The sequence below is a fragment of the Giesbergeria sp. genome (genome assembly GCF_028686475.1).
Classification (GTDB): Bacteria; Pseudomonadota; Gammaproteobacteria; order Burkholderiales; family Burkholderiaceae_C; genus Simplicispira.
The window spans coordinates 1-22,498 of record NZ_JAQUCA010000025.1 but is presented as its reverse complement, the minus strand read 5'-3'; the positions used below and the strand labels follow the sequence as shown (position 1 = coordinate 22,498).

Sequence of the window (22,498 nt, the reverse complement as noted above, 5' to 3'; positions counted from 1 at the left end):
GCTCCACCGCTCTTAGCGGCGTACCTTGGCGGGTATGTCCGCTTGGGCCAGTTTACGCACTGGCTCTTTCTTTTTGGCCGTAGTGGTGCTGGTGCTGGCGCTGGGGCGCTCTTTGGCCATGACCGCCCGTTTGCCAACCACTTTGGCTTGTGTGGTGCTGGCAGGAGGTGGGGTCTTCTTCGCTACCGAAGTGTCTTGCTTTGTGCTGGTGGCAGCTGCTACGCTGGTTTTGAGCTGGACTGGCAAAAACAACACCACTTCTTGGCCGGGTTTGAAGCTGGCTTTGGCCTTCACATCGTTCCAATCGGCCACACTGGCCGGGCTAACCCGGTAGCGCTGCGCCAGCGTCAACACCGTGTCACGCTTTTTAGCGCGCACTACGGTGCGCCGGGTGACAATTTCGGGCGTGAGGGCAATATGGCCGTTGTCGGCCACATGCTCGGCCACATCTTCGCGTGTGGTGGTCGAGCGCGGCACCATCAGCGCCGAACCCGCTTTAATCAGCATACGCGGCGGGATGTTGTTGAGGGCGCGTAACTCGCTCTCGGGCATCCCGGCGCGCTGGGCAGCATCGGCCACGCTCATGGTTTGGGGCACTGTCCAGACCGTCCAGCTGGCGTATTGGCCTTGGTTGTGTGCCTCTAGGTTGCGCTCAAAAACTTTGGCGTTGTCCCAGGGTAACAAAATTTGTGGCGTACCAGCGGCCAAAATCACCGGTTTGTTGTGCGATGGGTTGAGCGCCCGAAAATCAGCCTCGCGCACCCCGGCCAGTTTGGCCACCAAAGCGACATCAATATCGCGTTTGATGTCCACGGTTTGAAAATAGGGGTGGTTTTCAATCAGCGGCAGTTCGGTTTTGAAGGCATCGGGGTTGGCGACGATGTTTTTGACGGCCTGCAATTTGGGCACATACATGCGCGTTTCGGCGGGCATGTTCAGGTCGGTGTAGCGCGTGCCCAAACCGGCTTTTTGATTTTTGGCAATCGCCCGGCCCACGCTGCCCTCGCCCCAGTTGTAGGCGGCCAAGGCCAAGTGCCAGTCGCCAAACATGCCGTGCAGCTTTTGCAGATAATCCAGTGCCGCGCGGGTGGAGGCCAACACATCGCGCCGGTCATCGCGAAACACGTTTTGCTTGAGGTCAAAATATGTGCCGGTGGCGGGCATAAATTGCCACATGCCAGCGGCTTTGGCGCTAGAGACCGCTTGCGGATTGAAAGCACTCTCAATGTAGGGCAGCAGGGCCAACTCGGTCGGCATCCCCCGGCGTTCTAATTCTTCCACAATGTGGAAAAGATATTTGCTGGAGCGCTCGGTCATGCGCTGCATGTAGTCGGGGCGGTTGGCGTACCACTGTTCGCGGTCTTGCACCAAATCATGCTCTAAATCGGGCATGGCAAAGCCGCGCCGGATGCGGTCCCACAAGTCTGCCGGGGTAAACAGGGGCGCTACTTTGCCATTGCCTGCTTTGGCCGGGGTCAGGGGTTGTAAAGATTTGTCCGCGTTCAGGGCGCTATAACTTTGGTTTTGCCAAGCAGAGCCATCGGCATCGGCAGTGGTAGCAGGGTTGCTGCCCAAGGTAGCGGCACAGCCGGAGAGCAGCAGGGCACCGGCCAAGCAGGTCAGAGACAGAATTTGCATTGTTAAAAATTATTTTTCCATTCCCGCAGCGTAGCCAGCACGGCCACGGCATCATCGGGGTTAAGACATGAGGAAGGGGCCTGCGCTTGCGCTGCCGCTGCTACGGCAGGAACGCGGCAGCGCAGAAAGGGATTAATTTGCTGCTCTAGGCCGATGTGCGAGGGCAACGTGGGTTGCTGCTGGGCGCGCAAGGCTTGGCATTGTTGCTGGTATTGGGCCAACTCTGCATTGTCAGGCTCGACTGTGCGCGCAAACTGGAGGTTGGACAGCGTATATTCGTGCGCGCAGCAAACGCGGGTATCGGTTGGCAAAGCCGCCAATGCGTCTAAGGAGGCCAGCATTTGCGCCGGTGTGCCCTCAAACAAGCGGCCACAACCGCCCGAGAACAAAGTATCGCCGCAAAACAGCAGCGGTGCTTGCTCTGGCACGTTGGCGTAGTAGGCGATGTGGCCTGCGGTGTGGCCGGGCACATCCAGCACTGCAAACGACAAGCCCAAAGCCTTGACCTGTTGGCCGCCGTGCAGTGGCAGCGTGCCTGCGGGCATGGCCTCTCGGGCCGGGCCATATACCGTGGCACCGGTGGCGGCACACAGGGCGGCGATACCCCCAACATGGTCACTGTGGTGGTGCGTGACTAGAATGGCCTGCAACTGCAAGCCTAGCCGGTCTAGTGCTTGCAGCACGGGCGCGGCATCGCCGGGGTCAATCACCAAGGCCTGGCCTGCATCGTGCAGCATCCAGATATAGTTATCGGAAAAAGCGGGCAGTGGTAGCAGATTCATGAGTACAGAAATTATAGATTTGCACCATTGGTTCGATTCTGCGCCGGGACGCTATCTGTTGCAATGGGAGCAGGGTTGTTTTGATGCTGCCGTGGCCGATATTTTTGGCTACCATGCTTTGCAGATAGGAATGCCCTTGCTCGATGGTTTGCAGGGCAGTCGGATTCCGCAGCGCTGGCGCGCAGCTGGGGCCACTTTTGTCGCTGGCCCCGGTGCCGGCCCAGCGCCCCATGTGGTGTTGCACAGTGGGGCGCTGCCGTTTGCCGATAATAGTTTAGATTTGGTGTTGCTGCCACATACCCTAGAACTCAGCCCAGACCCCCATGCCGCCCTGCGCGAGGTAGCGCGTGTGCTATTGCCCGAGGGTCGGGTGGTGATTAGCGGTATCAACCCGCTGAGTTTGTGGGGCTTGCACCAGCGTCGATGCTTGCAGCGCTGGGGCGGGCCGTGGTATTTGCCCGAAGATTGCCAATTCATTGCCCCGTGGCGTTTGCGCGATTGGTTGCAGCTGCTCAGCTTTGAGGTCGGTGCGATGCAGTTTGGCTGTTATCGCCCGGCTTTACGCACCGAGGGCTGGTTGCGCCGTTTTGCTTGCCTAGACCGGCTCGGTCCCCATGCTTGGCCCATTTTGGGCGCGGGCTATTTTGTCGTGGCCATCAAGCGCGTGCATGGTATGCGCTTGCTAGAGCCTGCATGGCGCCATCGGCCAGCACCGGCGATGCCGGGGGTATCGGCCATTAACCGCAACCGCGACTCGGCGCAGCACAGCAGCATCAACATCCCTGATAGGAAAAATACGTGAACGAGGTTGAAATTTACACCGATGGCGCTTGCAAAGGCAACCCCGGCCCCGGTGGCTGGGGGGCGCTGCTGTGTGCTGGTACGGCAGAAAAAGAACTGTGCGGCGGCGAATTAAACACCACCAACAACCGCATGGAGCTGTTGGCGGTGATAGAGGCACTATCGGCGCTCAAACGCCCCTGTGCAGTCGATTTGTACCTTGATAGCCAATATGTGCGCCAAGGCATTACCGAGTGGATTCACGGCTGGAAGGCCAAGGGCTGGAAAACTGCCAGCAAGCAACCCGTCAAAAATGTGGAACTCTGGCAGCGTCTCGATGCCCTAGTGCATGGGGGTCAGCACCGCATTGCTTGGCATTGGGTCAAAGGCCATTCCGGCCACCCCGGCAACGAGCGCGCCGACGCTTTGGCCAATCGGGGGGTAGAGCAGGTCTTGGGCCGCTAACGCAGGAGCTAAAAACAGCAGCATGGCTAGTCAAAAAGCAATCTATGGTTGGATAGCCGCCGTGGGCATCGTGGGTTCGGGGGCGGCGGCGTGGTGGTGGCAACAGCAGCCAGCAGCCCCGGCCAAGCTACCCAGCAGCACGGCACCCCATTTCACCCCCCACTCCAGCAGCAAGGCCGCTGGGGCCGCCAAGCCCATCAGTGTAGAGGTAGCACAGGTGCGCGGCATGGCTTTGCGCGATGAGGTGCAAGCCGTGGGCAGCTTGCGCTCGCGCCGCAGTGTGATGTTGCGCCCAGAAGTGAGCGGACGGGTGCTGGCCCTGAACTTTACCGACGGGGCCAAAGTGCGCCAAGGGCAATGGTTGGTGCAGTTAGACGACCAATTGCCGCAAGCGCAAATCCAGCAAGCCAAGGCCGAATTGTCCATCGCCCGTGCCAACCACCAGCGTAACCAAGAGTTGGTGGCGCAAGGCTTTATCAGCCAGCGCTCTTTGGATGAAAGTGCCGCCAATTGGCAAGTGGCGCAAGCCAAGCTGGCGCTGGCCCAAGCCACGGCGGCGCGGCTGCGTTTGGTGGCTCCGTTTGCTGGCGTGGCTGGCATTGCCAATGTGCATGTGGGCGATTACCTGAAAGATGGCACAGACATCGTGCATATCGAGGACATGGAAAGTCTGCTGGTGGATTTCCGCCTGCCCGAGCGCTACCAAAGCCAAATTAGGCGCGGCCAAACGGTGCGTATCAGCTTGGATGCCTTGCCCGGCGCAGAATATCTGGCCACGGTGCAAGCCTTAGACCCACTGATTGATGCCAATGGGCGCTCACTGGCGGTGCGTGCCAGTTTAGATAACCGCGCTGGCACCTTGCGCCCCGGCATGTTTGCCCGTATTCAGGTCGAATTGGGCCAGCGTGACAACGCCCGCATGGTGCCCGAAGCAGCCATCGTGCCCCAAGGCGATAGCGCCTTGGTGTGGAAGTTTCTCCCTACCGCTGGGAGCCAAGCCGGACAGGTGCGCCGTACCCCGGTGCATTTGGGCCTGCGCCGCGATGGTTTGGTCGAAATTACCCAAGGCTTAGAACTGGGCGATAGCGTCGTCACGGCGGGGCAGCAACGGCTGCAACAAGATGGGGCCACAGTCCGCCTGTTTGTACCGATGGCAGCAGGAGGCTAAGCCATGCAGTTGGCCGAAATCTCGATTCGCCGCCCGGTGCTGGCGACGGTGCTGTCCTTGCTGGTGTTACTGATAGGTGCGGTTAGTTTTAACCGCCTGTCGGTGCGCGAATACCCCAAAATTGATGAGCCGGTGGTCACGGTTTCGGTGTCTTACGCTGGCGCTTCGGCAGAAGTGATTGAATCCCAAGTCACCAAACCGCTAGAAGATTCCATCGCGGGCATTGATGGCGTGGATGTGATTACCTCCATCAGCCGTGCCGAGCGCAGCCAAATTTCAGTGCGTTTTCGCTTAGAAAAAGATGCCGACAATGCGGCGGCTGAAGTACGCGACCGCACCGCACGGGTGCGTAATCGTTTGCCCGACAATGTCGATGAGCCAGTGATTGCCAAAGTGGAGGCCGATGCCTTTCCGGTGATGTGGTTGGCCTTTAGCAGCGATACGCGCACGCCTTTAGAAATCAATGAGCTGCTCAACCGCATCGTCAAGCCGCGCTTACAAACCGTGACCGGTGTGGCCGATGTGCCGATTTATGGCGAACGCCGCTATGCCATGCGCGTGTGGTTAGACCCGCAGCGGCTGGCCGCTTACCGCCTCACGCCGCAAGATGTGGAAGATGCCATTCGGCGCAACAATTTGGAGCTGCCCGCCGGGCGCATCGAATCGCAGCAGCGCGAATTTAGCGTGACTTCACAAACCAGCTTGGTGCAGGCCGAGCAATTCGCCCAACTGGTGATTCGTACTGTGAATGGTTTTCCGGTGCGTTTGCGCGATGTAGCCGAGGTGGCCGAAGGTCCCGCCAGTGACCGCAGCAAAGTGCGTCTGAATGGCCGTGAGGCCATCTCGGTGGGGGTGATTCGCCAAGCGACGGCCAATCCACTGGAGTTGTCCGCCGGGGTGCGCGCCATGCTGCCCACTTTGCAAGCCGATTTGCCCACCGATGTGAAGGTGGAAGTGGCCAACGATAACTCGCTGTTCATTGACCGCTCGGTCAAAAGCGTCTATCAAACCATTGCCGAGGCAGTGTTTTTGGTGGCGCTGGTGATTTTTGTCTTCTTACGCACTTTGCGTGCCTCCATCATCCCGATTGTCACGATTCCGGTCAGTTTGGTCGGTACCTTTGCCCTGATGCAGTGGGCCGGATTCTCTATCAATACCCTGACTTTGCTGGCGCTGGTGTTGGCGATTGGCTTGGTGGTGGACGATGCCATCGTGATGTTAGAAAACATCTACCGCCACATTGAGGACGGTATGGAGCCTTTTGCAGCGGCCATCCAAGGTGCGCGTGAAATCGGCTTTGCGATTGTCGCCATGACCTTGACGCTGGTGGCGGTGTACGCTCCTTTGGCCTTTACACCGGGGCGCACCGGGCGTTTGTTTGTCGAGTTTGCGCTGGCGCTGGCGGGGGCGGTGTTGGTATCGGGTTTTGTCGCCTTGACGCTATCGCCCATGATGTGTTCTTTGTTGCTCAAGCACAACCCCAAGCCGCATTGGTTTGACCGCACGATGGAGCGTGCGCTTACGGGGTTGTCTAATGCCTATGGCCGCTTGTTGCGCTGGCTGCTCACCGCCCGTTACCACGGGGCTGGAGTGCTGGGGGCTGCCTTGTTGCAAGCGCGTTGGCTGGTGCTGCTGATGATGGCGGCCAGTGGGCTGGCGCTGTGGTGGATTTATCCGCAAATGAAGCAAGAGCTATCGCCGTTGGAAGACCGGGGCACGATTGTGGCCAACATCACCGCCCCTGATGGCGCGACACTCGATTACACCAACCGCTATGCACTGGAGCTGGAGCAAATAGGGCGCGACTACCCCGAATTTGACCGCATTTTTGCCAACATCGGCAACCCGACGGTGTCGCAGGGCAGTGTGGTCTATCGCACCGTCGATTGGGAGCAACGCAGCCGCAGCAGCTTAGATTTGGCGCGCCAATTGCAACCACGTTTGGCCAGTTTGCCGGGGGTGAACGCCTTTCCGATTACCCCGCCTTCTTTGGGGCAGGGCTTTCGCTCGCGGCCTTTGCATTATGTGATTCAAACCTCAGACAGCTATGAGAACTTGAGCGCCGTGGCCGAGCAAATGCTGGCCGCGATGGCCAAGAATCCCGGTATTTTGTCGCCTGATGTAGATTTACGCCTGAACAAGCCCGAATTGCGTATCGAGGTGAACCGCGAACGCGCCGCCGATATGGGTGTGAACGTGGACGTGGTAGCAAAAACCATCGAAACCATGTTGGGTGGGCGCACCGTGACGCGCTACCAACGCGATGCCGAACAATACGATGTGATGGTGCAAACCCAAGCCAGTGGCCGCACTACCCCCGAAGACATCGACAACATCTATGTGCGTGGCCCACAAGAAGCCATGATTCCACTCTCGGCTTTGGTCACGGTGCGCGAAACCGTTAGCCCACGCGAGTTAAACCACTTTGGCCAGCGTCGTTCGGCCACCATCACCGCCAACTTGGCCCCCGACTACGCTTTGGGCGAAGCCTTGGCCTTTATGGATGCCACGGCGGCACAAATACTGAAACCCGGTTACACCACCGATTTGAACGGCACCTCGCGCGAATTCAAAAACTCGCAAGGTGCTTTGGGCGTAGTGTTTGTGCTGGCGCTGGTGTTTATTTTTTTGGTGCTGGCCGCTCAGTTCGAGAGCTTTATTGACCCGCTGGTGATTATGTTGTCGGTGCCGCTGTCGATGGTGGGGGCGCTGTGGGCCTTGCAGTGGAGCGGCGGTTCGCTCAACGTCTATTCGCAAATTGGTTTGATCACTTTGGTGGGCTTGATTACCAAACATGGCATTTTGCTGGTCGAGTTCAGCAACCAGTTGCGCCAACAGGGGCTGGAGCTGGTGGATGCGCTGGTGCAAGCCTCGGCGCAACGTCTGCGCCCTATTTTGATGACCACGGCAGCGATGGTGTTGGGGGCCGTGCCTTTGGCCTTGGCCAGTGGTGCCGGTGCTGAAACCCGGCAGCAAATTGGCTGGGTGATTGTCGGCGGCATGGGGGTGGGCACGTTGTTGACCATTTTTGTCGTGCCCACCATGTACGCGCTCTTGGCACGCCGCCGCGTACCCGGAGCGCGTGCCTAAACTTTAGGCTTGCACGCTTTCCAGCGCTGCGTTGAGCGTGGCGCTGGGGCGCATTACAGCATCCAGCTTTTGCTCATCGGGCAGGTAGTAGCCGCCAATGTCCACTGGCTGGCCTTGCACGCTGTTGAGTTCATCGACAATTTTTTGCTCGTTCTCGGTCAGTTGCTTGGCCAAGGGGGCAAATTGAGCAGCTAAAGCAGCATCTTCGGTTTGTGCGGCCAAGGCTTGTGCCCAATACAGGGCCAAGTAGAACTGGCTGCCACGGTTGTCCAGCTGGCCGGTTTTGGGGCTGGGGTTCTTGTTGTTGTCCAACAGTTTGCCGGTGGCTGCATCCAAGGTTTTGGCCAACAGCTTGGCCTTGGCGTTGTTTTCTTTCAGGCCCAAGTCTTCCAGCGATACCGCCAGTGCCAAGAACTCGCCCAGCGAATCCCAGCGCAGGTGGTTTTCTTCCACCAGTTGCTGCACATGTTTGGGTGCGGAGCCGCCCGCGCCGGTTTCGTACATGCCACCACCGGCCATCAAAGGCACGATGGACAGCATTTTGGCCGAGGTGCCCAGTTCCATGATGGGGAACAGGTCGGTCAGGTAGTCGCGCAGAATGTTACCGGTAGCGCTGATGGTATCTTGGCCCCGAATCACGCGCTCCAGCGTGTAGCGCATGGCGCGCACTTGGCTCATGATTTGGATGTCTAGGCCAGTGGTGTCATGCTCGTGCAGGTACATTTTGACCTTGGTGATGAGCTGGGCTTCGTGCGGACGGTAAGCATCGAGCCAGAACACCACGGGCATACCCGAGTTGCGCGCGCGGTTGACGGCCAGTTTCACCCAGTCGCGGATGGCGGCATCCTTGACTTGGCACATGCGCCAGATGTCGCCTTGCTCCACGTTTTGGCTCAGCAGCACTTCGCCGGTGGCGATGTCGGTGATGTTGGCCACGCCGTCTTCGGGGATTTCAAAGGTTTTGTCGTGGCTGCCGTATTCTTCGGCTTGTTGTGCCATCAGGCCGACGTTGGGCACCGTGCCCATCGTGCGCGGGTCAAAATTGCCATGCCACTTACAGAAGTTAATCATCTCTTGGTAGATGCGCGCAAAGGTGGACTCGGGCATCACGGCCTTCACGTCCTTCAGGCGGCCATCGGCCCCCCACATTTTGCCGCCATTGCGAATCATGGCAGGCATGGAGGCATCGACAATGATGTCGTTGGGCGAGTGGAAGTTGGTGATGCCCTTGGCCGAGTCCACCATCGCCAGCTCAGGGCGACCTTCGTGGCAGGCGTGCAAATCGCGCTTGATTTCGTCTTGTTGGCTTTGTGGCAGTGTGGCAATCTTGTTGTACAAGTCCACCATGCCGTTGTTGACGTTGACACCCAGTTCTTCAAACAGCTTGGCGTGTTTTTCAAACGCTTCTTTGTAGAAAATTTTCACGCAGTGACCGAACACGATGGGGTGCGAGACCTTCATCATGGTGGCCTTGACGTGCAAGGAGAACATCACGCCGGTTTTGTGTGCGTCTTCGATTTCTTTTTCGTAGAAGGCTACCAGCGCTTTTTTGCTCATGAACATGCTGTCGATGACTTCGCGGTCTAGCAGCGAGACTTTTTCTTTCAGCACGATGGTTTTGCCGCTCTTGGTTAGCAATTCCATCTTCACGTCACGCGCGCGGTCTAAGGTCATGGACTTTTCACCGTGGTAGAAGTCTCCGGCGTGCATGTGCGAGACGTGGCTGCGCGAGGCTTGGCTCCATTCGGCCATGCTGTGCGGGTTTTTGCGCGCATACTCTTTTACTGCCTTGGGGGCGCGGCGGTCCGAGTTGCCTTCGCGCAGTACCGGGTTGACGGCGCTACCAATGCACTTGTTGTAGCGCGCGCGAATCTCTTTTTCTTTCTCATCCTTGGGTTGCTCTGGGAAGTCAGGGATGGCGTAGCCCTTGGCTTGCAGCTCTTGGATGGCTAATTTAAGCTGACCCACCGAAGCGCTGATGTTGGGCAACTTGATGATGTTGGCTTCGGGCTTGAGCGTGAGTTTGCCCAGTGCGGCCAGATTGTCTGGGGCGCGCTGCTCTTCGCTCAGGTATTCGGGAAATTGGCCCAGAATACGTGCGGCCACCGAGATGTCGCTGGTCTCTACCGCGATGCCAGCAGGCTTGGCAAAAGTGCGAACAATCGGCAAAAACGAGGCCGTGGCCAGACGGGGCGCTTCATCGGTCAGGGTGTAGATGATGGTCGGTGCTTGGGTACTCATGGGCTTATCTCCAAAAATGAGAGTCAACGAAGACGCTGGCAACTGTAACAACACGCCGAGAGGCGTACTCCGATGGTGCCTGATTTTCGTGCCCAGTCATTGGTAGAAATCCGGTTTTTGGTAATCAAATTGCACAATGTAAAATTTAACGCCATTCCACACAGAAATTTTTTTTGCTGCTGGTGTTTAGCGGGTGCGCTTGCGCTAGAACAGACGTTTCTCTCTGGTGTCTTTTCTTTTTCTTTTGGGGTAAATTAGCTTATGTCTTGGTTTTTGTCTGTTTTTTTACGTCGTTGCGGGCTGTGGGCGTGGGCGCTGTTGGGCGCTGTGTGGGCAACGGGTGCTGTGGCGCAAGAAGGCCCGCAGCTAGACCTGCCGCGCGTGGTACTGACCGCCGGTATGCACCGCATTGATGCCCAAGTGGCCCAAGCGCCCCACGAGCGCCAAATTGGCTTAATGCACCGAAAAAACATGCCCGGCCACGAGGGCATGTTGTTTATTTTTGAGCAGCCAGCGGTGCAGTGCTTTTGGATGAAAAACACCCTGTTGCCCCTCAGCGCCGCTTTTGTGGCCGACGATGGCAGCATCGTCAATGTGGTGGATATGCAGCCGCAAAGTTTGGATTCACATTGCTCAGCCAAGCCGGTGCGTTACGTGTTAGAGATGAACCAAGGCTGGTTTAAGCAGCGTGGTCTCCAAGCCGGTGCGCGTTTGGCTGGGCCAGTGTTTCGCCAGCACTGATGCGCTGGCTGGGTGGACGCTTTAGTCGGTGGCAATGGTTTGCAGTGCATGGGCGCTGTTGGCCCCCACAGGCAAGCGGCGCACATACTTGAAGGTGCCGGTGGCATGGCAGCAAATGCGGCCTTGGGCATCAAAAATAGTGGCCTCGGTAAAGGCCAGCGTGGCGGTGCGGTGCAATAGCTTGCCTTTGGCCACCAGCGGCCCGCGTGCAGCTTGCATGAAATTGGTTTTCATTTCGATGGTGACTGCGCCCATGTGGGGGGCGCTACTGCGCGCGGCAATCGCCATCGTGACATCCAACAAGGTCATGCTGGCGCCGCCGTGGGTGATGGCAAAGGAGTTCAGATGCTCGGGTTGGGCCTCGTAGTGCAGCTCTGACTCGCCATGCTCCATGCGGTGCAGGGTAAAGCCCAGCAGTTTTACAAACGGAATATCAACACCAAAACTCAACATGGCAACTCTCAAACAGGGGAAAAAACGCGACACGATAAAGCATGGACGGGTTTCACACTTGCAGCCATTCTTGGCGCACTTCGGGGCGGGCGCGCAGTTGCTCAGGCGTGCCGCTAAAGACGATGCGCCCTTGGCCCATTAGCACCACGCGGTCGGACACTTCTAGGGCAATCGACAATTTTTGCTCGATTAACAACACGGCAATACCGCGTTGGCGCAGGGTTTGCAAAAATTGCCCTACCAAGGTCACCAATTGTGGGGCCAAGCCTTCGGTGGGTTCATCAATCAGCATTAGTTCGGGTGCGCCCATCAGGGTGCGGCACAGGGTGAGCATTTGCTGCTCGCCGCCCGAGAGTACCCCGGCGCGTGTGTGCTGGCGCTGGCGCAGTTGCGGAAACAGCTGGTACATGTCTTCTACCGACCAAACCGGGGCAGAGGCTTTGTGCTGTGGTTTTTTTTGCCCCAACAACAGGTTTTGCGCTACCGTTAAGGCAGAAAAAACCTCACGCCCTTCGGGCACATAACCCAAGCCACGCTGGGCGATGTCGTGCGGGGCTAAACCGGCCAAACTGTGGCCGCGCCATTGCAGGGTGCCGCGCCAGTCCACCAGCCCCATAATCGCCTTGGCCGTGGTGGAGCGCCCCGAGCCATTGCGTCCCAGCAGGGCCACAATCTCACCGGCTTGCACGCTCAAACTAACCCCTTGCAGTATGTGGCTATGGCCATAGTAGGCGTGTAAATCTTCTATGTGCAACATGGCGTTCATTTTTGTGCTTAGGCTTCTCAGGTGGCCCCCAGATAGGCGGCTTGTACCTGCGGATTGGCGCGTATCTGCTCTGGGGTGTCGTAGGCCATGATTTTTCCTTGCACCAAGACGGCAATTTTGTCGGCCAAGCCAAACACCACTTCCATATCGTGTTCTACCGTGAGCAAGGTGCGCCCTTGGGTGGCTTGCCGAATTAAGGCGATGAAATGCGTGGTCTCGCTGCGGCTCATGCCAGCGGTGGGTTCATCTAACAAAATCACGCTGGCCCCGCTGGCCAAAGTCAGGCCCAACTCCAGCGCGCGCTGCTGGGCGTAGCTCAGTTGCATGGCGGGGGTGTGGCGCTGCGCGGTCAGTTGTAGCAGTTCTAGCAGTTCGTGGCTGCGTGCATTGACATCGCGCAAACCGGGCAGCCAATGCCAAAAGCTATAACCGTAGCCTAGGCTCCAAAGCAAGCTGCAACGCAGGTTGTCCAGCACCGAGAGCCGTGGAAACAAGCTGCTGATTTGAAAACTGCGTGACAAACCTAGCCGGTGGATGTCGTGCGCGGCTTTGCCATCAATGCGCTGGCCTTGCAGGTAAATTTGCCCACTGCTGGGTGCCAGCCGCCCGCTGATTAAGTGAAACAGGGTCGATTTGCCCGCACCGTTGGGGCCAATCAGGGCAATGCGTTCGCCGGGCGCGATGGCCAAATCAACACCCTGCACAATCTCAGTGCTGCCAAAGCGTTTATGTACCGCGCGCAACTCCAGCGCCCAGGGCATCGCTGGCGCTACTGGGTTGGGGGCTGGGTTAGGCTGCATGGGACGATGGCTCTCTTTGGGGCTAAAAAACGCGCACACTACCATTTAGCCCTGCTATTGCCGATAATGGAAAACATGTTTCAGAAAGTGCCCTTCATGTTGCAACGCCTTCCTGCTCTTTTTGCGCTGCTTTTACTTACTGGTTGTGATATTCCGGGCATTAGCCCCAGCCCTGCCGTGTTGCAAAAGGAAGCCGAGGCCAAGGCCATAGGCAGTGCTTGTCGCCATGCTTTGCGTGGCTTAGAAGATTGCTATACCCTCAACCCCAAGGCCACCAAGGCAGCCGTGTTTGCGGGCTGGAAGGATATGGATGCCTACATGCGCGAGAACAAAATCGAGGGCACGCCTTCGATGTTGGGCAAGGCCGAAAAACCAGCCAAGCCCGCCTCCACCGAGGAAATCATTGAGCCAGCAGCGCGCAGTGGCACAACCCAAGGGCGCAGCTAATCTTTCCACGCTTGCAAGCGCTTAGGCGCGTTCAAACACCGCCATGCTTTCGACGTGGGCGGTGTGCGGAAACATGTTCACCATGCCTGCCTGCACGCAGCGGTAACCGGCTTGGTGTACCAACAAGCCCGCATCGCGCGCTAAAGTAGCCGGGTTGCAACTCACATAGACAATGCGTTGCGGTGGCTGCCAACCTTCGGCGCAAGCGGGCAAGGCTGGCGCGCCTTCGGCCCCGATGCGTGCTTGTTCAATATCGGCCAACGCTTTGGATAAAGCAAAAGCGCCTTCGCGTGGTGGGTCAATCAGCCATTTTTCGGCCACGCCATCGGCCACCAGCATCTCGGGGGTCATTTCAAACAGGTTGCGTGCGACAAACTGGGTGGGGGCTAAGGGCTGACCGCGCAGGGTTTGGGTTTGGTTCAGGGCGTAGTTATCGCGTGAACGGGCGACCAAGGCTTCACTGCCTTCAATGCCCAGCACCTCGCGCGCTTGCGTGGCCAGTGGCAGGGTAAAGTTGCCCAAACCACAGAACCAATCAATCACACGCTCGTGTTTTTGCACCTCCAGCAGACGCAGCGCCCGCGAGACCAAAACCCGGTTGATGTGCGGATTGACTTGGGTGAAATCGGTCGGCTTGAACGGCATGGTGATGCCAAACTCGGGCAGGGCGTAAGATAGTTGCGGGCTGTCGGCATCCAGCAGGCGCACGGTATCCGGCCCCTTGGATTGCAGCCACCATTGCACTTGGTGTTCGGCGGCAAAGGCGCGCAGTTTGTCCACATCGGCGCTTGAAAGCGGCTCCAGATGGCGCAGCACCAAGGCCGTGACGGCATCGCCACAGGCCAGCTCGATTTGCGGGCAGGTGTCGCGCGCCTCTAACGAGGCCACCAAAGCGCGCAACGGCATCAGCATGGCACTGACATGGGTCGGCAAAATCGGGCAAACTTCCATATCGGCCACATAACGGCTTTTGCGCTCATGAAAGCCCACCAGCACCGTGCCTTTTTTAATCACATGGCGCACCGACAAGCGCGCGCGGTAGCGGTAGCCCCAAGCTGGGCCTTCTATCGGGCGCAACAGGGTTTCGGGCTTGACCTTGCCCAAATGCCACAGGTTGTCCTCTAACACGCGCTGCTTGACGGCCACTTGGGCGCTGGCATCCAGATGCTGCATTTTGCAACCACCGCAAGCGCCAGAATGCAGGCCAAAATGGGGGCAGCCAGGGCGCACACGCAACGGCGATTCTTTGTGAATGGCCGTCAGGCTGGCTTGCTCCCAGTTGTTCTTTTTGCGGTGGGTGTTGGCCGTGACCCATTCAAACGGCAAAGCACCATCAATAAAGACGACTTTGCCATCGGGCTTGCGCGCCACGCCTTGGGCATCTAAATCCATAGAATGCACCTCCAGCCAATCGGCGGGGTACGCGGGTGGGGTTGTTTCGTTCAAATCGCTCATGGCCGCCATTGTCTCAGCACCGCCTGTGCAGACCAAGGCCAGAGGGTGGAAAATCGCCCCCTATGACGAGTCTTCTTCCTCCTACTCCCGGCGCAGCAGTGGAGCCGCCTAGCCCTGCTGCCCGGCCTGCACCACGCAATCCCGCCGATTTATTTTGGTCTTTTACTTGGCTGGCCTTGCAAGGTTTTGGCGGCGTGATGGCTTTGGTGCAGCGCGAGGTGGTAGATAAAAAACGCTGGCTCAGCCGAGAAGAATTTTTAGAAGAATGGGCGGTGGCCCAAGTGATGCCCGGCCCCAACGTGGTGAATTTGTCCATCATGATTGGAGACCGCTATTTTGGCCTGCGTGGGGCTGTGGCAGCGATGGCAGGGATGTTGCTCTTGCCTCTGGTGCTGGTGTTGCTGGCCGCTTTGGCCTATGCCCATTGGGCCGCCCATCCGGCGGTAGCGGGTGCTTTGCGCGGCATGGGAGCCGTAGCGGCGGGTATGGTGGGTGGCATGGGGCTCAAACTCATGCCCGCTTTGCGTCAACACCCCTTGGGGCCGGTGCTCAGTGGCCTGATCGCCGTAGCTGCTTTTGTAGCGGTGGCGTGGTGGCGTATTCCCTTGCCGTGGGTACTGCTGGTTTTGGGCTTGTTGGCCTATGGCCTGACTTGGCGCAAGGTGGCCCCATGATTGTTTTAAGTTTGCAGGCCGCTGATTGGCTAGGGCTGCTGCTGTATTTTTTATCGCTGTCTTTACTGGCGGTGGGCGGAGCGATTTCTTTGGCCCCAGAAATGCACCGTTTTTTGGTCGATGAACAGGGCTGGCTGACCGAATTGCAATTCAATGCCAGCATTGCGATTGCACAGGCTGCGCCGGGGCCTAATTTGCTGTTTGTGGCCCTGTTGGGCTGGAACGTGGGCCTAAATGCTGCTGGCAGCAGCACGGGCAGCGCTGCTTGGGCGCTGGGTTTGCTCGGTGCTGGTTTGACGATGCTGGGCATTTTGTTGCCCAGTGCCACCTTAACGTGGCTGGCCACGCGCTGGGCGCAGCGCAACCGCCACCGGCGCGGTGTGCGCGCCTTTAAGCAAGGCATGGCCCCGCTGGTGATTGGTTTCATCATGGCCACAGCGTGGGTATTGGGCCGGGGCCAAGGCCAAATCGACACCGATGCCGGTTTATGGCTGCTGGGCTTGGTCTGTGCCTTGCTGGTGTGGCGCACCCAGCTGCATTTGCTGTGGCTGCTGGCGCTGGGGGCGGTGTTGGGGGTGCTGGGCTGGGTGTAAGGCTTTTTTAAGCCTGCCAATCAGCCACCGCGCTGGCGCAGAGCCTCGTACAAGCAAATACCGCTGGCTACCGAGACGTTCAGGCTCTCTACCGCGCCTTTCATGGGGATACTCACCAGCGCATCGCAGGTTTTGCGCGTCAGTTGGCGAATGCCATCGCCTTCGGCCCCTAACACTAAGGCGACTGGGCCTTTGAGGTCGGCTTGGTAGATGCTTTGCGGTGCGTCGCCGCTGGTGCCAATAATCCAGATGTTGCGCTCTTTTAGCTCGTTGAGCGTGCGCGCCAAATTGGTCACCATAAAGTAGGGCACGGTCTCAGCAGCGCCGCTGGCCACCTTGGCCACCGTGGCATTGATGCCCGAGGCGTGGTCTTTGGGCGCAATCACCGCATGGGCACCAGCGCCATCGGCCACACGCAAGCAAGCACCCAAATTGTGTGGGTCAGTCACGCCATCGAGTACCAATAACAGGGGAGCCGTCACGCCGCTGGCTTCCAGATTTTCTAGCAGCTCGTCCAGCGAGGTGATTTGCGCCACTGGCTCGACCCGTGCCGCCACCCCCTGATGGCCGTGGCTACCGGCCAGCTTGGCTAGGCGCAGGCTATCGGCCTCAATCAGCCGGGCACCAGCTTCACGGGCGCGGTCTAAAAATTGGCGCATCCGCGCATCGCGCCGCGTGGCCTCGTAATAAATTTCAATGATGGATTTTGGTGCCGTTTTGAGGCGCACACCCACGGCATGGAAGCCGAACAAGACTTTAGGGGAAGACATGAAAAAATAGGGCTACGAAGAGCGGTTAGATTTTAGAAGCTAGGATTAGGCTGCTGGCGACGTTGCGCCCACCACCACAGGGCCATGCCGCCAAAGATCATCGGCAAGCACAGCCATTGGCCCATACTCATGCCCAAGGGCAGCAAGCCCAAAAAGCTGTCGGGTTCACGGAAAAACTCAGCAACAAAGCGCAACAGCCCATAACCGAACAGAAAGGCTGCCGCCACCTGTCCCGGTAGGCGCTCACGCCGCGCATACAGCCACAGCAGCACAAACAGCAGCAAGCCTTCTAGCAAAAATTGGTAAATTTGCGATGGATGGCGCGGTTGCAGCGAACCACTGTGGGCAAACACCATACCCCAAGGTAAATCTGGGCTGGCAAAACGCCCCCACAGCTCCCCATTGATAAAGTTACCAATCCGGCCTGCCGCCAAGCCAGTTGGCACACAGGGGGCGACAAAATCCGCCACTTGCAACCAAGGCCGTTGGCGTGAATGGGCAAACCACAGCACCGAGGCCAATACGCCCAACATGCCGCCATGAAAACTCATGCCGCCCTGCCAAATCGCAAAAATCTCCAAGGGATGGGCAGCGTAATAACCCGGCTTGTAAAACAAGCAATACCCCAAACGCCCCCCCAGAATCACGCCGACCACGCCCAAAAATAAGATGTCTTCTACATCGCGGCGCGACCAAGCTGCCGCACCAGACAGCTGCACAAACGGCGCATGGCGCAAACGCCGATGGCCCAAAAACATGAACAGCGCAAAAGCGGCCAGATAGGTCAGGCCATACCAGTGAATCGCCAACGGCCCCAATTGCAGGGCCACCGGATTGATGTGCGGGTAAATCAACATGGGGGCGATTGTGCCCGCTGCTGGCAATGCTGGTGTTTCAGTGCAGCAATTGTTGCCATTCTTGTGTCGTGAGCAAGGGCATCCAACTGTTGTGGTCGTCTTCGTCTCTCAGGAGCAGGGTGGTAGGGCCACGTTGGCGCGCTAACTCTAAGAGTTGCTGCCCGGTGCTGGTTCCTACGACTTCATCGCGCCCGGCAAGCAAGATACTGACGGGGCCAGCATAGCGCGGCAGGTATTGGTCAGAGGCAAAAGTGTCTTTGAGCAGCCAGGATACGGGCAACATCCAATACTTGTTTGCTGCTACCTCGGTAATGCTACGAAACGGGGTAAGCAACACCAGTTTGCTCGGCGGCACGCGGGCCTGTGCGGCTACCTGCGTGGCCACCCCTGTGCCCAAAGATTTACCCAGCAAAATCACCGGCTGTGGGCTGGGGGTGCGCTCGCGCCAGTGTTCGTACAAGGCCAGCGCTTCGCGCACCATGTGGGCCTCGGTCGGTTGGCCATCGCGCCAGCCAAAACCCGGATATTCTGCCAATACCAAGCGATAACCCAAGGCATGAAAGTGCCGGTAGTAGGGCAGGTACTTCCAAGCGTGGCCAGAATTGCCGTGGTAAAAAATGACGGTGCCTCGGCTGGCAGACGGAGGCGGCTCCGTCACGATGGCATGGTGTTCGGTATCGACACCGGAGCCGACCGGCAAATCAGACATAGCGGCCAATAAATCGGGCACGCTGTGCTGTTCGGGGCGGTACAGCAACTGGCCTTGCTGTGCGTACATATAAGCACAGACCAGCAAATAAGCGGCCAAAAGCAGGGACAACCCTGCAATTAGCCGATTTTTGATGTGTTGGGTAGGTTTGCTGGGAAATGCGGGCAAGGCGGCTGGGGTGTTTAAACCGAAGCGGCCACGATGTCGCGTGCTGCGCTTTCCAGGGCTTGTGCCTTGGCGGCATCACCCATCGCTACGCCTTCGGCGCGCACAATACGTACATCGGTCACGCCAAAAAAGCCCAATACGGTTTGCAGGTAGCTTTCTTGGTGTTCCATGGCTTGGCCGGCTTCGCTGGTGGAGTAAATGCCGCCACGGGTAGAGGCAATAATCACGATTTTACCTTTGGCCAAGCCTTCGGGGCCAGTGGCGGTGTAACGGAAGGTACGGCCCGGTTGGGCGATACGGTCCACCCAAGCCTTGAGCTGACTAGGAATGCTGAAGTTATAAAACGGAGCGCCAATCACCACCACATCGGCGGCCAAAAATTGGCTCACCAAGCGCTCAGAGACGGCGTTTTCGCGCTGTTGCACTTCGGTCAACCCCTCGGTTTGGCCGGTGCGTGGGGCCATCGCATCCATCGTGAAGTGGCCGGGGGCATCGGCTACCAAGTCTAAATAGCTGACTTGGGTGTCGGCGTGTTTGGCTTTCCAAGCCTCGACAATTTGTGCGGTCAGTTGGCGCGATACGGAAGCGGCGCCGGTGATGGCGGAATCAATGTGCAGCAGTTGCATGGTGTGTCTTTCGGTAGATAAGCCACCGGTGGCGGCGATGGATTGATTATGCGCGCATTACCATAGTGCGATAAGTGGGCAAAATCAGTCTAGTTTGTCCTATTTTTAGAACAATGAAGCCATCCATGCAAGATTTAAATGACATGCTGTATTTTGCCGAGGTCGTCGAACGCGGCGGCTTTGCTGCGGCGGGACGTGCTTTGGGCCTGCCCAAATCGCGCTTGTCGCGCCGGGTGGCGGCTTTAGAGGCCCAATTGGGCGTGCGCTTGTTACAACGCACCACGCGCCAGCTGTCCGTGACCGAAGTAGGGGCCGCTTATCTGCAACATTGCCAAGCGGTACGCGAGGCAGCACAGGCCGCACAAGATGTGATTCACCAAGTGCAAACCGCGCCGCGTGGCACCTTGCGGATTAGTTGCCCGGTCACGTTGGCGCAAACGGTGCTGGGCGAGTTGATGCCCGAATTTATGGCGCGCTATCCGCTGGTGCGGGTAGAAATGCAAATCACCAACCGCGCGGTGCATGTGGTGGAAGAGGGCGTGGATGTGGCCTTGCGTGTGCGCTCTTCCTTAGAAGACAGTGGCAGCTTGGTCGTCAAGCGCCTAGACCAAGCCCGGCAGGTGTTGGTCGCCAGCCCTGCCCTGTTGCAACGCCAAGGCAACCCGCAAACTTTGGCCGATTTATTGCGTATGGACAGCATCGCCATGTCGGCCCCCGAAGGGCGCGCCACGTGGCACCTGAGTGGCCCGAATGGGGCCGAGCAGGTACTGCACCACCAGCCGCGCTATGTGGCTGATGATTTGTTAACGCTCAAATTTGCAGCGGTGGCAGGCACCGGCATTTGTTGGTTGCCCGATTATTTATGCCATGAAGAATTGCGCGATGGGCGTTTGCTGCAAGTATTGCCCGAATGGGCACCCAAGCCCGGCATTGTCCATGCGGTGTTTGCCTCGCGCCGGGGACTGGCCCCGGCGGTGCGTAGTTTTTTAGATTACTTGGCCGACAGCCTGCCGGGGCATTTGCTGGCCCCGTGCGATTTTTAGCGCAGGCGCAAAGCGGCGCTGCTGCTGCGGCCAAAGTGGCCCTCGTTGACCCGAAAGGCAGCTACCAAATCGGCCAATTGCTGCGCTTGGGCCTCTAGGTTGGCAGCAGCTTCGGAGCTTTCCTCGACCAAAGCGCCGTTTTGTTGTGTCATTTGGTCTAATTGGCCCACCGCCAAATTGACTTGCGAAATGCCTTCGCTTTGCTCTACCGCCGCCGCGCTAATCTCGGCAATCATGCCGTTGACGCGCTGCACGCCCTGCACAATTTCGTTCATGGCCGCACCGGCATCGGCCACCAACTGCTTGCCCGAATCTACTTTGTCCACACTGGCCTGAATCAGCTGTTTGATTTCTTTGGCCGCTGCCGCACTGCGTCCGGCCAAGCTACGCACTTCGGTCGCCACCACGGCAAAGCCACGCCCTTGCTCCCCGGCGCGCGCGGCTTCTACCGCTGCATTCAGCGCCAAAATGTTGGTTTGGAAGGCAATGCCATCAATCACGCCAATGATGTCGCCAATTTTTTGGCTGCTGTGGTGGATTTCTTGCATGGTATCTACCACCTGCCCCATGACTACGCCGCCTTTGCTGGCAGCATTGGCCGCTGTGCTGGCCAAACTGTTGGCTTGCTGGGCCGAATCGGCGCTTTGGCGCACGGTGGCGGTGAGCTGCTCCATGCTGTGGGCGGTGGTCTCTAGGCTAGAGGCGGTTTGTTCGGTGCGGGTGCCCAAGTTTTGGTTGCCGCTGGCAATGTCGGCACTGGTGGCGCGCAATTGTTGGATGTTGTTACGCACGGCGGCCACCAAGGTATGAAAGCGCTGCTGCATATCCCGCACTGCCGCCATCACGCTGCTGCTATCGCCGGGGCGTACCGGCACGGATACCGTCAGGTCGCCGTTTTGCATCGCCTGTACCACGGCGCGCACCTCGCTGGGTTCGGCCCCCAGTTCCCGGTTGATGCTGCGTGAGAGCGTGGTGGTAACGCCCACGCTAATTAACACCGCCAAGAGCGTGATACCCAGCATCACGCCGGTAAACTGCGCTGCCTCATGGTTGGCAAAGTTGTTGTTTTGCAAAATGCGCTGTTCTTCAAAATCAATCAGTTGATTGATGGCCGCTAACCATTGGCCGTATTGGGGTTTGGCCTCATCCCAGAGCAGGGCTTCGGCACCCATGCGGTCACCGGCTTGCACCAGCGCTATCACCTTGCCCGAGGTAGCCAAGGTGCGCGCTTCAATCTCTTGAATGGCTTTCAATAATGGGGCCACCTCTGGCGGCACATTATCGCCTTGGCGCAACACGGCTTCGAGCTGCTGGCCTGCATTGGCGTAAAAAGTACCCAGTTGCTGCATCGCTTGTAATTCTTTTTGCTGTGCTGCTGGGTCTGGGGCTAAAACGATATCGCGCAGGGCGATAGCACGGTCGTGCGCCGAGCCACGAAAGTTAATGGCCGCGCGTTGAATGATGGCATTTTGGCTGGCGTTGGCTGTCAGGGCGCTGTCAATGCCGCGCGCAATGTAAACGCTGTAAATAGACATGCCTAACAAGGCCATGATGACCAGACCGAAGCCCGCCATCAGGCGCTGGCTGATTTTCCATGTTTGCATAGGTAGCTCGTTTTTGAAAAAAATTTGTAGCAAGAAGTGTCGCTGATTTATCCAATGCTTGCTATGCTGTGGTTGTTGTTCGCTGTTTAACAAGTAGCCAATAGGCAAAAAAGGGAGGACGTGTCATGGGGAAATTTTTTTTCAATTCTCGTCTAGCGCAGGGCATAGGCTTACCCCCCAAAACATGGATAGGGCTTATTTTGGCGGCATCGGCGTTATCGGCGGCTGCCCAAACCGCCCTGAACGTCCGCTTGGCCGGGCATGGTGACGGGGTAGTCACTTCTGCGCCCGCCGGGATTGACTGTGGCAGCAGCTGCTCGGCCAGTTTGGCCCCAGCTACGGTCGTCACATTGACGGCCACGCCAGCGGCAGACAGTGGCTTTGTTGGCTGGAGCGGTGCCTGTGCGGGCAGCAACCACACTTGTGCCGTTACCTTGGACCAGGCCAAGTCGGTGGTGGCGGTGTTTGGTATCCGACAAGTCCAAGGTGTGGGCGCAGTCAGGGGTTAGCAGCAGCACTCAACAAATCTACTCAAATCTATGCTAATATATCCATTATGAAGAGCTTAGTAAGCATAGGAGAAGCAGCAAAGGCGTTAGGTGTGTCCATAACAACCTTGCGCCGCTGG

General features: G+C 58.2%; 22 protein-coding genes. 10 read left to right on the top strand and 12 right to left on the bottom strand.

All coding sequences use genetic code 11. The features are described from left to right. Positions 1–12: 12 nt before the first annotated feature. Together PHX60_RS13715 and gloB are read right to left on the bottom strand one after the other, a co-directional pair. Positions 13–1,638: a transglycosylase SLT domain-containing protein gene (locus tag PHX60_RS13715; RefSeq protein ID WP_300078770.1), complete on the bottom strand. Its 1,626-nt coding sequence runs from the start codon at positions 1,636–1,638 to the stop codon at positions 13–15. A 2-nt stretch (positions 1,639–1,640) separates the two neighbouring features. Further along, positions 1,641–2,420, bottom strand: a complete 780-nt coding sequence (gene gloB / locus PHX60_RS13710) for a hydroxyacylglutathione hydrolase (protein WP_300078768.1) — start codon at positions 2,418–2,420, stop codon at positions 1,641–1,643. Between gloB and PHX60_RS13705 the strand changes: the two genes are divergently transcribed. Genes PHX60_RS13705 through PHX60_RS13690 form a run of 4 tightly spaced genes read left to right on the top strand, consistent with a single transcriptional unit; the run spans position 2,419 to position 7,923 of the window. Continuing rightward, a complete protein-coding gene (locus tag PHX60_RS13705; protein ID WP_300078765.1) occupies positions 2,419–3,222 on the top strand; it encodes a class I SAM-dependent methyltransferase in 804 nt (267 codons plus the stop codon). The two genes, gloB and PHX60_RS13705, sit on opposite strands and share 2 nt — an antisense overlap. Then, a complete protein-coding gene (gene rnhA, locus PHX60_RS13700) occupies positions 3,219–3,665 on the top strand; it encodes a ribonuclease HI (RefSeq protein WP_300078763.1) in 447 nt (148 codons plus the stop codon). Before PHX60_RS13705 ends, rnhA begins: the two co-directional genes overlap by 4 nt. A 22-nt stretch (positions 3,666–3,687) precedes the next feature. Continuing rightward, positions 3,688–4,833: an efflux RND transporter periplasmic adaptor subunit gene (locus tag PHX60_RS13695; protein ID WP_300078761.1), complete on the top strand. Its 1,146-nt coding sequence runs from the start codon at positions 3,688–3,690 to the stop codon at positions 4,831–4,833. A gap of 3 nt (positions 4,834–4,836) precedes the next feature. Then, complete coding sequence (locus PHX60_RS13690; RefSeq protein WP_300078759.1) at positions 4,837–7,923, top strand: efflux RND transporter permease subunit; 3,087 nt, start codon at positions 4,837–4,839, stop codon at positions 7,921–7,923. 3 nt (positions 7,924–7,926) lie between these two features. Here the strand turns inward: PHX60_RS13690 and PHX60_RS13685 are convergent, their stop codons facing one another. Beyond that, entirely contained in the window at positions 7,927–10,164 is a 2,238-nt protein-coding gene (locus PHX60_RS13685) for an NADP-dependent isocitrate dehydrogenase (RefSeq protein WP_300078756.1), read from the bottom strand. Positions 10,165–10,425: 261 nt separating this feature from the next. On the opposite strand from PHX60_RS13685, the gene PHX60_RS13680 reads away from it, so the two are divergent. Then, a complete protein-coding gene (locus PHX60_RS13680; protein ID WP_300078753.1) occupies positions 10,426–10,905 on the top strand; it encodes a DUF192 domain-containing protein in 480 nt (159 codons plus the stop codon). A 21-nt stretch (positions 10,906–10,926) separates the two neighbouring features. On the opposite strand, the gene PHX60_RS13675 is transcribed toward PHX60_RS13680, so the two are convergent. From PHX60_RS13675 to PHX60_RS13665, 3 genes are read right to left on the bottom strand one after another with little or no spacing between them, the layout of a single operon-like run. Beyond that, positions 10,927–11,358, bottom strand: a complete 432-nt coding sequence (locus PHX60_RS13675; protein ID WP_300078751.1) for a PaaI family thioesterase — start codon at positions 11,356–11,358, stop codon at positions 10,927–10,929. A gap of 52 nt (positions 11,359–11,410) precedes the next feature. Continuing rightward, complete coding sequence (locus tag PHX60_RS13670; protein WP_300078748.1) at positions 11,411–12,115, bottom strand: ABC transporter ATP-binding protein; 705 nt, start codon at positions 12,113–12,115, stop codon at positions 11,411–11,413. A 26-nt stretch (positions 12,116–12,141) separates the two neighbouring features. Continuing rightward, entirely contained in the window at positions 12,142–12,924 is a 783-nt protein-coding gene (locus tag PHX60_RS13665) for an ABC transporter ATP-binding protein (protein WP_300078746.1), read from the bottom strand. 96 nt (positions 12,925–13,020) lie between these two features. Here PHX60_RS13665 and PHX60_RS13660 point away from each other — a divergent pair, with 96 nt between their 5' ends. Next, on the top strand, positions 13,021–13,371 hold the full coding sequence (locus PHX60_RS13660; protein WP_300078744.1) for a hypothetical protein: 351 nt from the start codon (positions 13,021–13,023) through the stop codon (positions 13,369–13,371). A 21-nt stretch (positions 13,372–13,392) separates the two neighbouring features. On the opposite strand, the gene rlmD is transcribed toward PHX60_RS13660, so the two are convergent. Beyond that, positions 13,393–14,826: a 23S rRNA (uracil(1939)-C(5))-methyltransferase RlmD gene (rlmD, locus tag PHX60_RS13655; RefSeq protein ID WP_300078743.1), complete on the bottom strand. Its 1,434-nt coding sequence runs from the start codon at positions 14,824–14,826 to the stop codon at positions 13,393–13,395. A gap of 62 nt (positions 14,827–14,888) precedes the next feature. Between rlmD and PHX60_RS13650 the strand changes: the two genes are divergently transcribed. Beyond that, positions 14,889–15,500 (top strand): chromate transporter, encoded by a 612-nt coding sequence (locus tag PHX60_RS13650; protein WP_300078740.1) that lies wholly within the window; start codon positions 14,889–14,891, stop codon positions 15,498–15,500. After that, positions 15,497–16,093 (top strand): chromate transporter, encoded by a 597-nt coding sequence (locus PHX60_RS13645; protein ID WP_300078738.1) that lies wholly within the window; start codon positions 15,497–15,499, stop codon positions 16,091–16,093. The genes PHX60_RS13650 and PHX60_RS13645 overlap by 4 nt, the downstream gene beginning before the upstream one ends. A gap of 20 nt (positions 16,094–16,113) precedes the next feature. On the opposite strand, the gene rlmB is transcribed toward PHX60_RS13645, so the two are convergent. The 4 genes from rlmB to PHX60_RS13625 all read right to left on the bottom strand — a co-directional run bounded on the left by rlmB (position 16,114) and on the right by PHX60_RS13625 (position 19,223). Next, positions 16,114–16,863 carry a 23S rRNA (guanosine(2251)-2'-O)-methyltransferase RlmB gene (gene rlmB / locus PHX60_RS13640; RefSeq protein ID WP_300078736.1) on the bottom strand — a complete coding sequence of 250 codons (750 nt, stop codon included), beginning with the start codon at positions 16,861–16,863 and terminating at the stop codon, positions 16,114–16,116. A gap of 32 nt (positions 16,864–16,895) precedes the next feature. After that, positions 16,896–17,720: a prolipoprotein diacylglyceryl transferase gene (gene lgt / locus PHX60_RS13635; protein ID WP_300078734.1), complete on the bottom strand. Its 825-nt coding sequence runs from the start codon at positions 17,718–17,720 to the stop codon at positions 16,896–16,898. Between the two features lie 37 nt (positions 17,721–17,757). Then, entirely contained in the window at positions 17,758–18,540 is a 783-nt protein-coding gene (locus tag PHX60_RS13630) for an alpha/beta fold hydrolase (protein ID WP_300078732.1), read from the bottom strand. 71 nt (positions 18,541–18,611) lie between these two features. After that, the gene (locus PHX60_RS13625; protein WP_300078730.1) at positions 18,612–19,223 is read right to left on the bottom strand and encodes an FMN-dependent NADH-azoreductase; all 612 of its coding nucleotides are present in this window, start codon (positions 19,221–19,223) and stop codon (positions 18,612–18,614) included. A gap of 125 nt (positions 19,224–19,348) precedes the next feature. On the opposite strand from PHX60_RS13625, the gene PHX60_RS13620 reads away from it, so the two are divergent. Continuing rightward, on the top strand, positions 19,349–20,266 hold the full coding sequence (locus tag PHX60_RS13620; protein WP_300078728.1) for a LysR family transcriptional regulator: 918 nt from the start codon (positions 19,349–19,351) through the stop codon (positions 20,264–20,266). Here the strand turns inward: PHX60_RS13620 and PHX60_RS13615 are convergent. Beyond that, positions 20,263–21,870 (bottom strand): methyl-accepting chemotaxis protein, encoded by a 1,608-nt coding sequence (locus PHX60_RS13615; RefSeq protein ID WP_300078726.1) that lies wholly within the window; start codon positions 21,868–21,870, stop codon positions 20,263–20,265. The genes PHX60_RS13620 and PHX60_RS13615 overlap by 4 nt on opposite strands. A gap of 125 nt (positions 21,871–21,995) precedes the next feature. Here PHX60_RS13615 and PHX60_RS13610 point away from each other — a divergent pair, with 125 nt between their 5' ends. Then, complete coding sequence (locus PHX60_RS13610; protein ID WP_300078724.1) at positions 21,996–22,379, top strand: hypothetical protein; 384 nt, start codon at positions 21,996–21,998, stop codon at positions 22,377–22,379. Positions 22,380–22,498: the final 119 nt, after the last annotated feature.

Coding starts and splice junctions, on each gene's coding strand:
- PHX60_RS13665 (WP_300078746.1), bottom strand. CDS start 12,924: ATGCAGCCTAACCCAGCCCCCAACCCAGTAGCGCCAGCGATGCCCTGG.
- PHX60_RS13670 (WP_300078748.1), bottom strand. CDS start 12,115: ATGTTGCACATAGAAGATTTACACGCCTACTATGGCCATAGCCACATA.
- PHX60_RS13625 (WP_300078730.1), bottom strand. CDS start 19,223: ATGCAACTGCTGCACATTGATTCCGCCATCACCGGCGCCGCTTCCGTA.
- PHX60_RS13675 (WP_300078751.1), bottom strand. CDS start 11,358: ATGTTGAGTTTTGGTGTTGATATTCCGTTTGTAAAACTGCTGGGCTTT.
- lgt (WP_300078734.1), bottom strand. CDS start 17,720: ATGTTGATTTACCCGCACATCAATCCGGTGGCCCTGCAATTGGGGCCG.
- PHX60_RS13715 (WP_300078770.1), bottom strand. CDS start 1,638: ATGCAAATTCTGTCTCTGACCTGCTTGGCCGGTGCCCTGCTGCTCTCC.
- PHX60_RS13705 (WP_300078765.1), top strand. CDS start 2,419: ATGAGTACAGAAATTATAGATTTGCACCATTGGTTCGATTCTGCGCCG.
- PHX60_RS13680 (WP_300078753.1), top strand. CDS start 10,426: ATGTCTTGGTTTTTGTCTGTTTTTTTACGTCGTTGCGGGCTGTGGGCG.
- PHX60_RS13645 (WP_300078738.1), top strand. CDS start 15,497: ATGATTGTTTTAAGTTTGCAGGCCGCTGATTGGCTAGGGCTGCTGCTG.
- PHX60_RS13610 (WP_300078724.1), top strand. CDS start 21,996: ATGGGGAAATTTTTTTTCAATTCTCGTCTAGCGCAGGGCATAGGCTTA.
- rlmD (WP_300078743.1), bottom strand. CDS start 14,826: ATGAGCGATTTGAACGAAACAACCCCACCCGCGTACCCCGCCGATTGG.
- rlmB (WP_300078736.1), bottom strand. CDS start 16,863: ATGTCTTCCCCTAAAGTCTTGTTCGGCTTCCATGCCGTGGGTGTGCGC.
- gloB (WP_300078768.1), bottom strand. CDS start 2,420: ATGAATCTGCTACCACTGCCCGCTTTTTCCGATAACTATATCTGGATG.
- PHX60_RS13695 (WP_300078761.1), top strand. CDS start 3,688: ATGGCTAGTCAAAAAGCAATCTATGGTTGGATAGCCGCCGTGGGCATC.
- PHX60_RS13660 (WP_300078744.1), top strand. CDS start 13,021: ATGTTGCAACGCCTTCCTGCTCTTTTTGCGCTGCTTTTACTTACTGGT.
- PHX60_RS13615 (WP_300078726.1), bottom strand. CDS start 21,870: ATGCAAACATGGAAAATCAGCCAGCGCCTGATGGCGGGCTTCGGTCTG.
- PHX60_RS13620 (WP_300078728.1), top strand. CDS start 19,349: ATGCAAGATTTAAATGACATGCTGTATTTTGCCGAGGTCGTCGAACGC.
- PHX60_RS13650 (WP_300078740.1), top strand. CDS start 14,889: ATGACGAGTCTTCTTCCTCCTACTCCCGGCGCAGCAGTGGAGCCGCCT.
- PHX60_RS13690 (WP_300078759.1), top strand. CDS start 4,837: ATGCAGTTGGCCGAAATCTCGATTCGCCGCCCGGTGCTGGCGACGGTG.
- PHX60_RS13685 (WP_300078756.1), bottom strand. CDS start 10,164: ATGAGTACCCAAGCACCGACCATCATCTACACCCTGACCGATGAAGCG.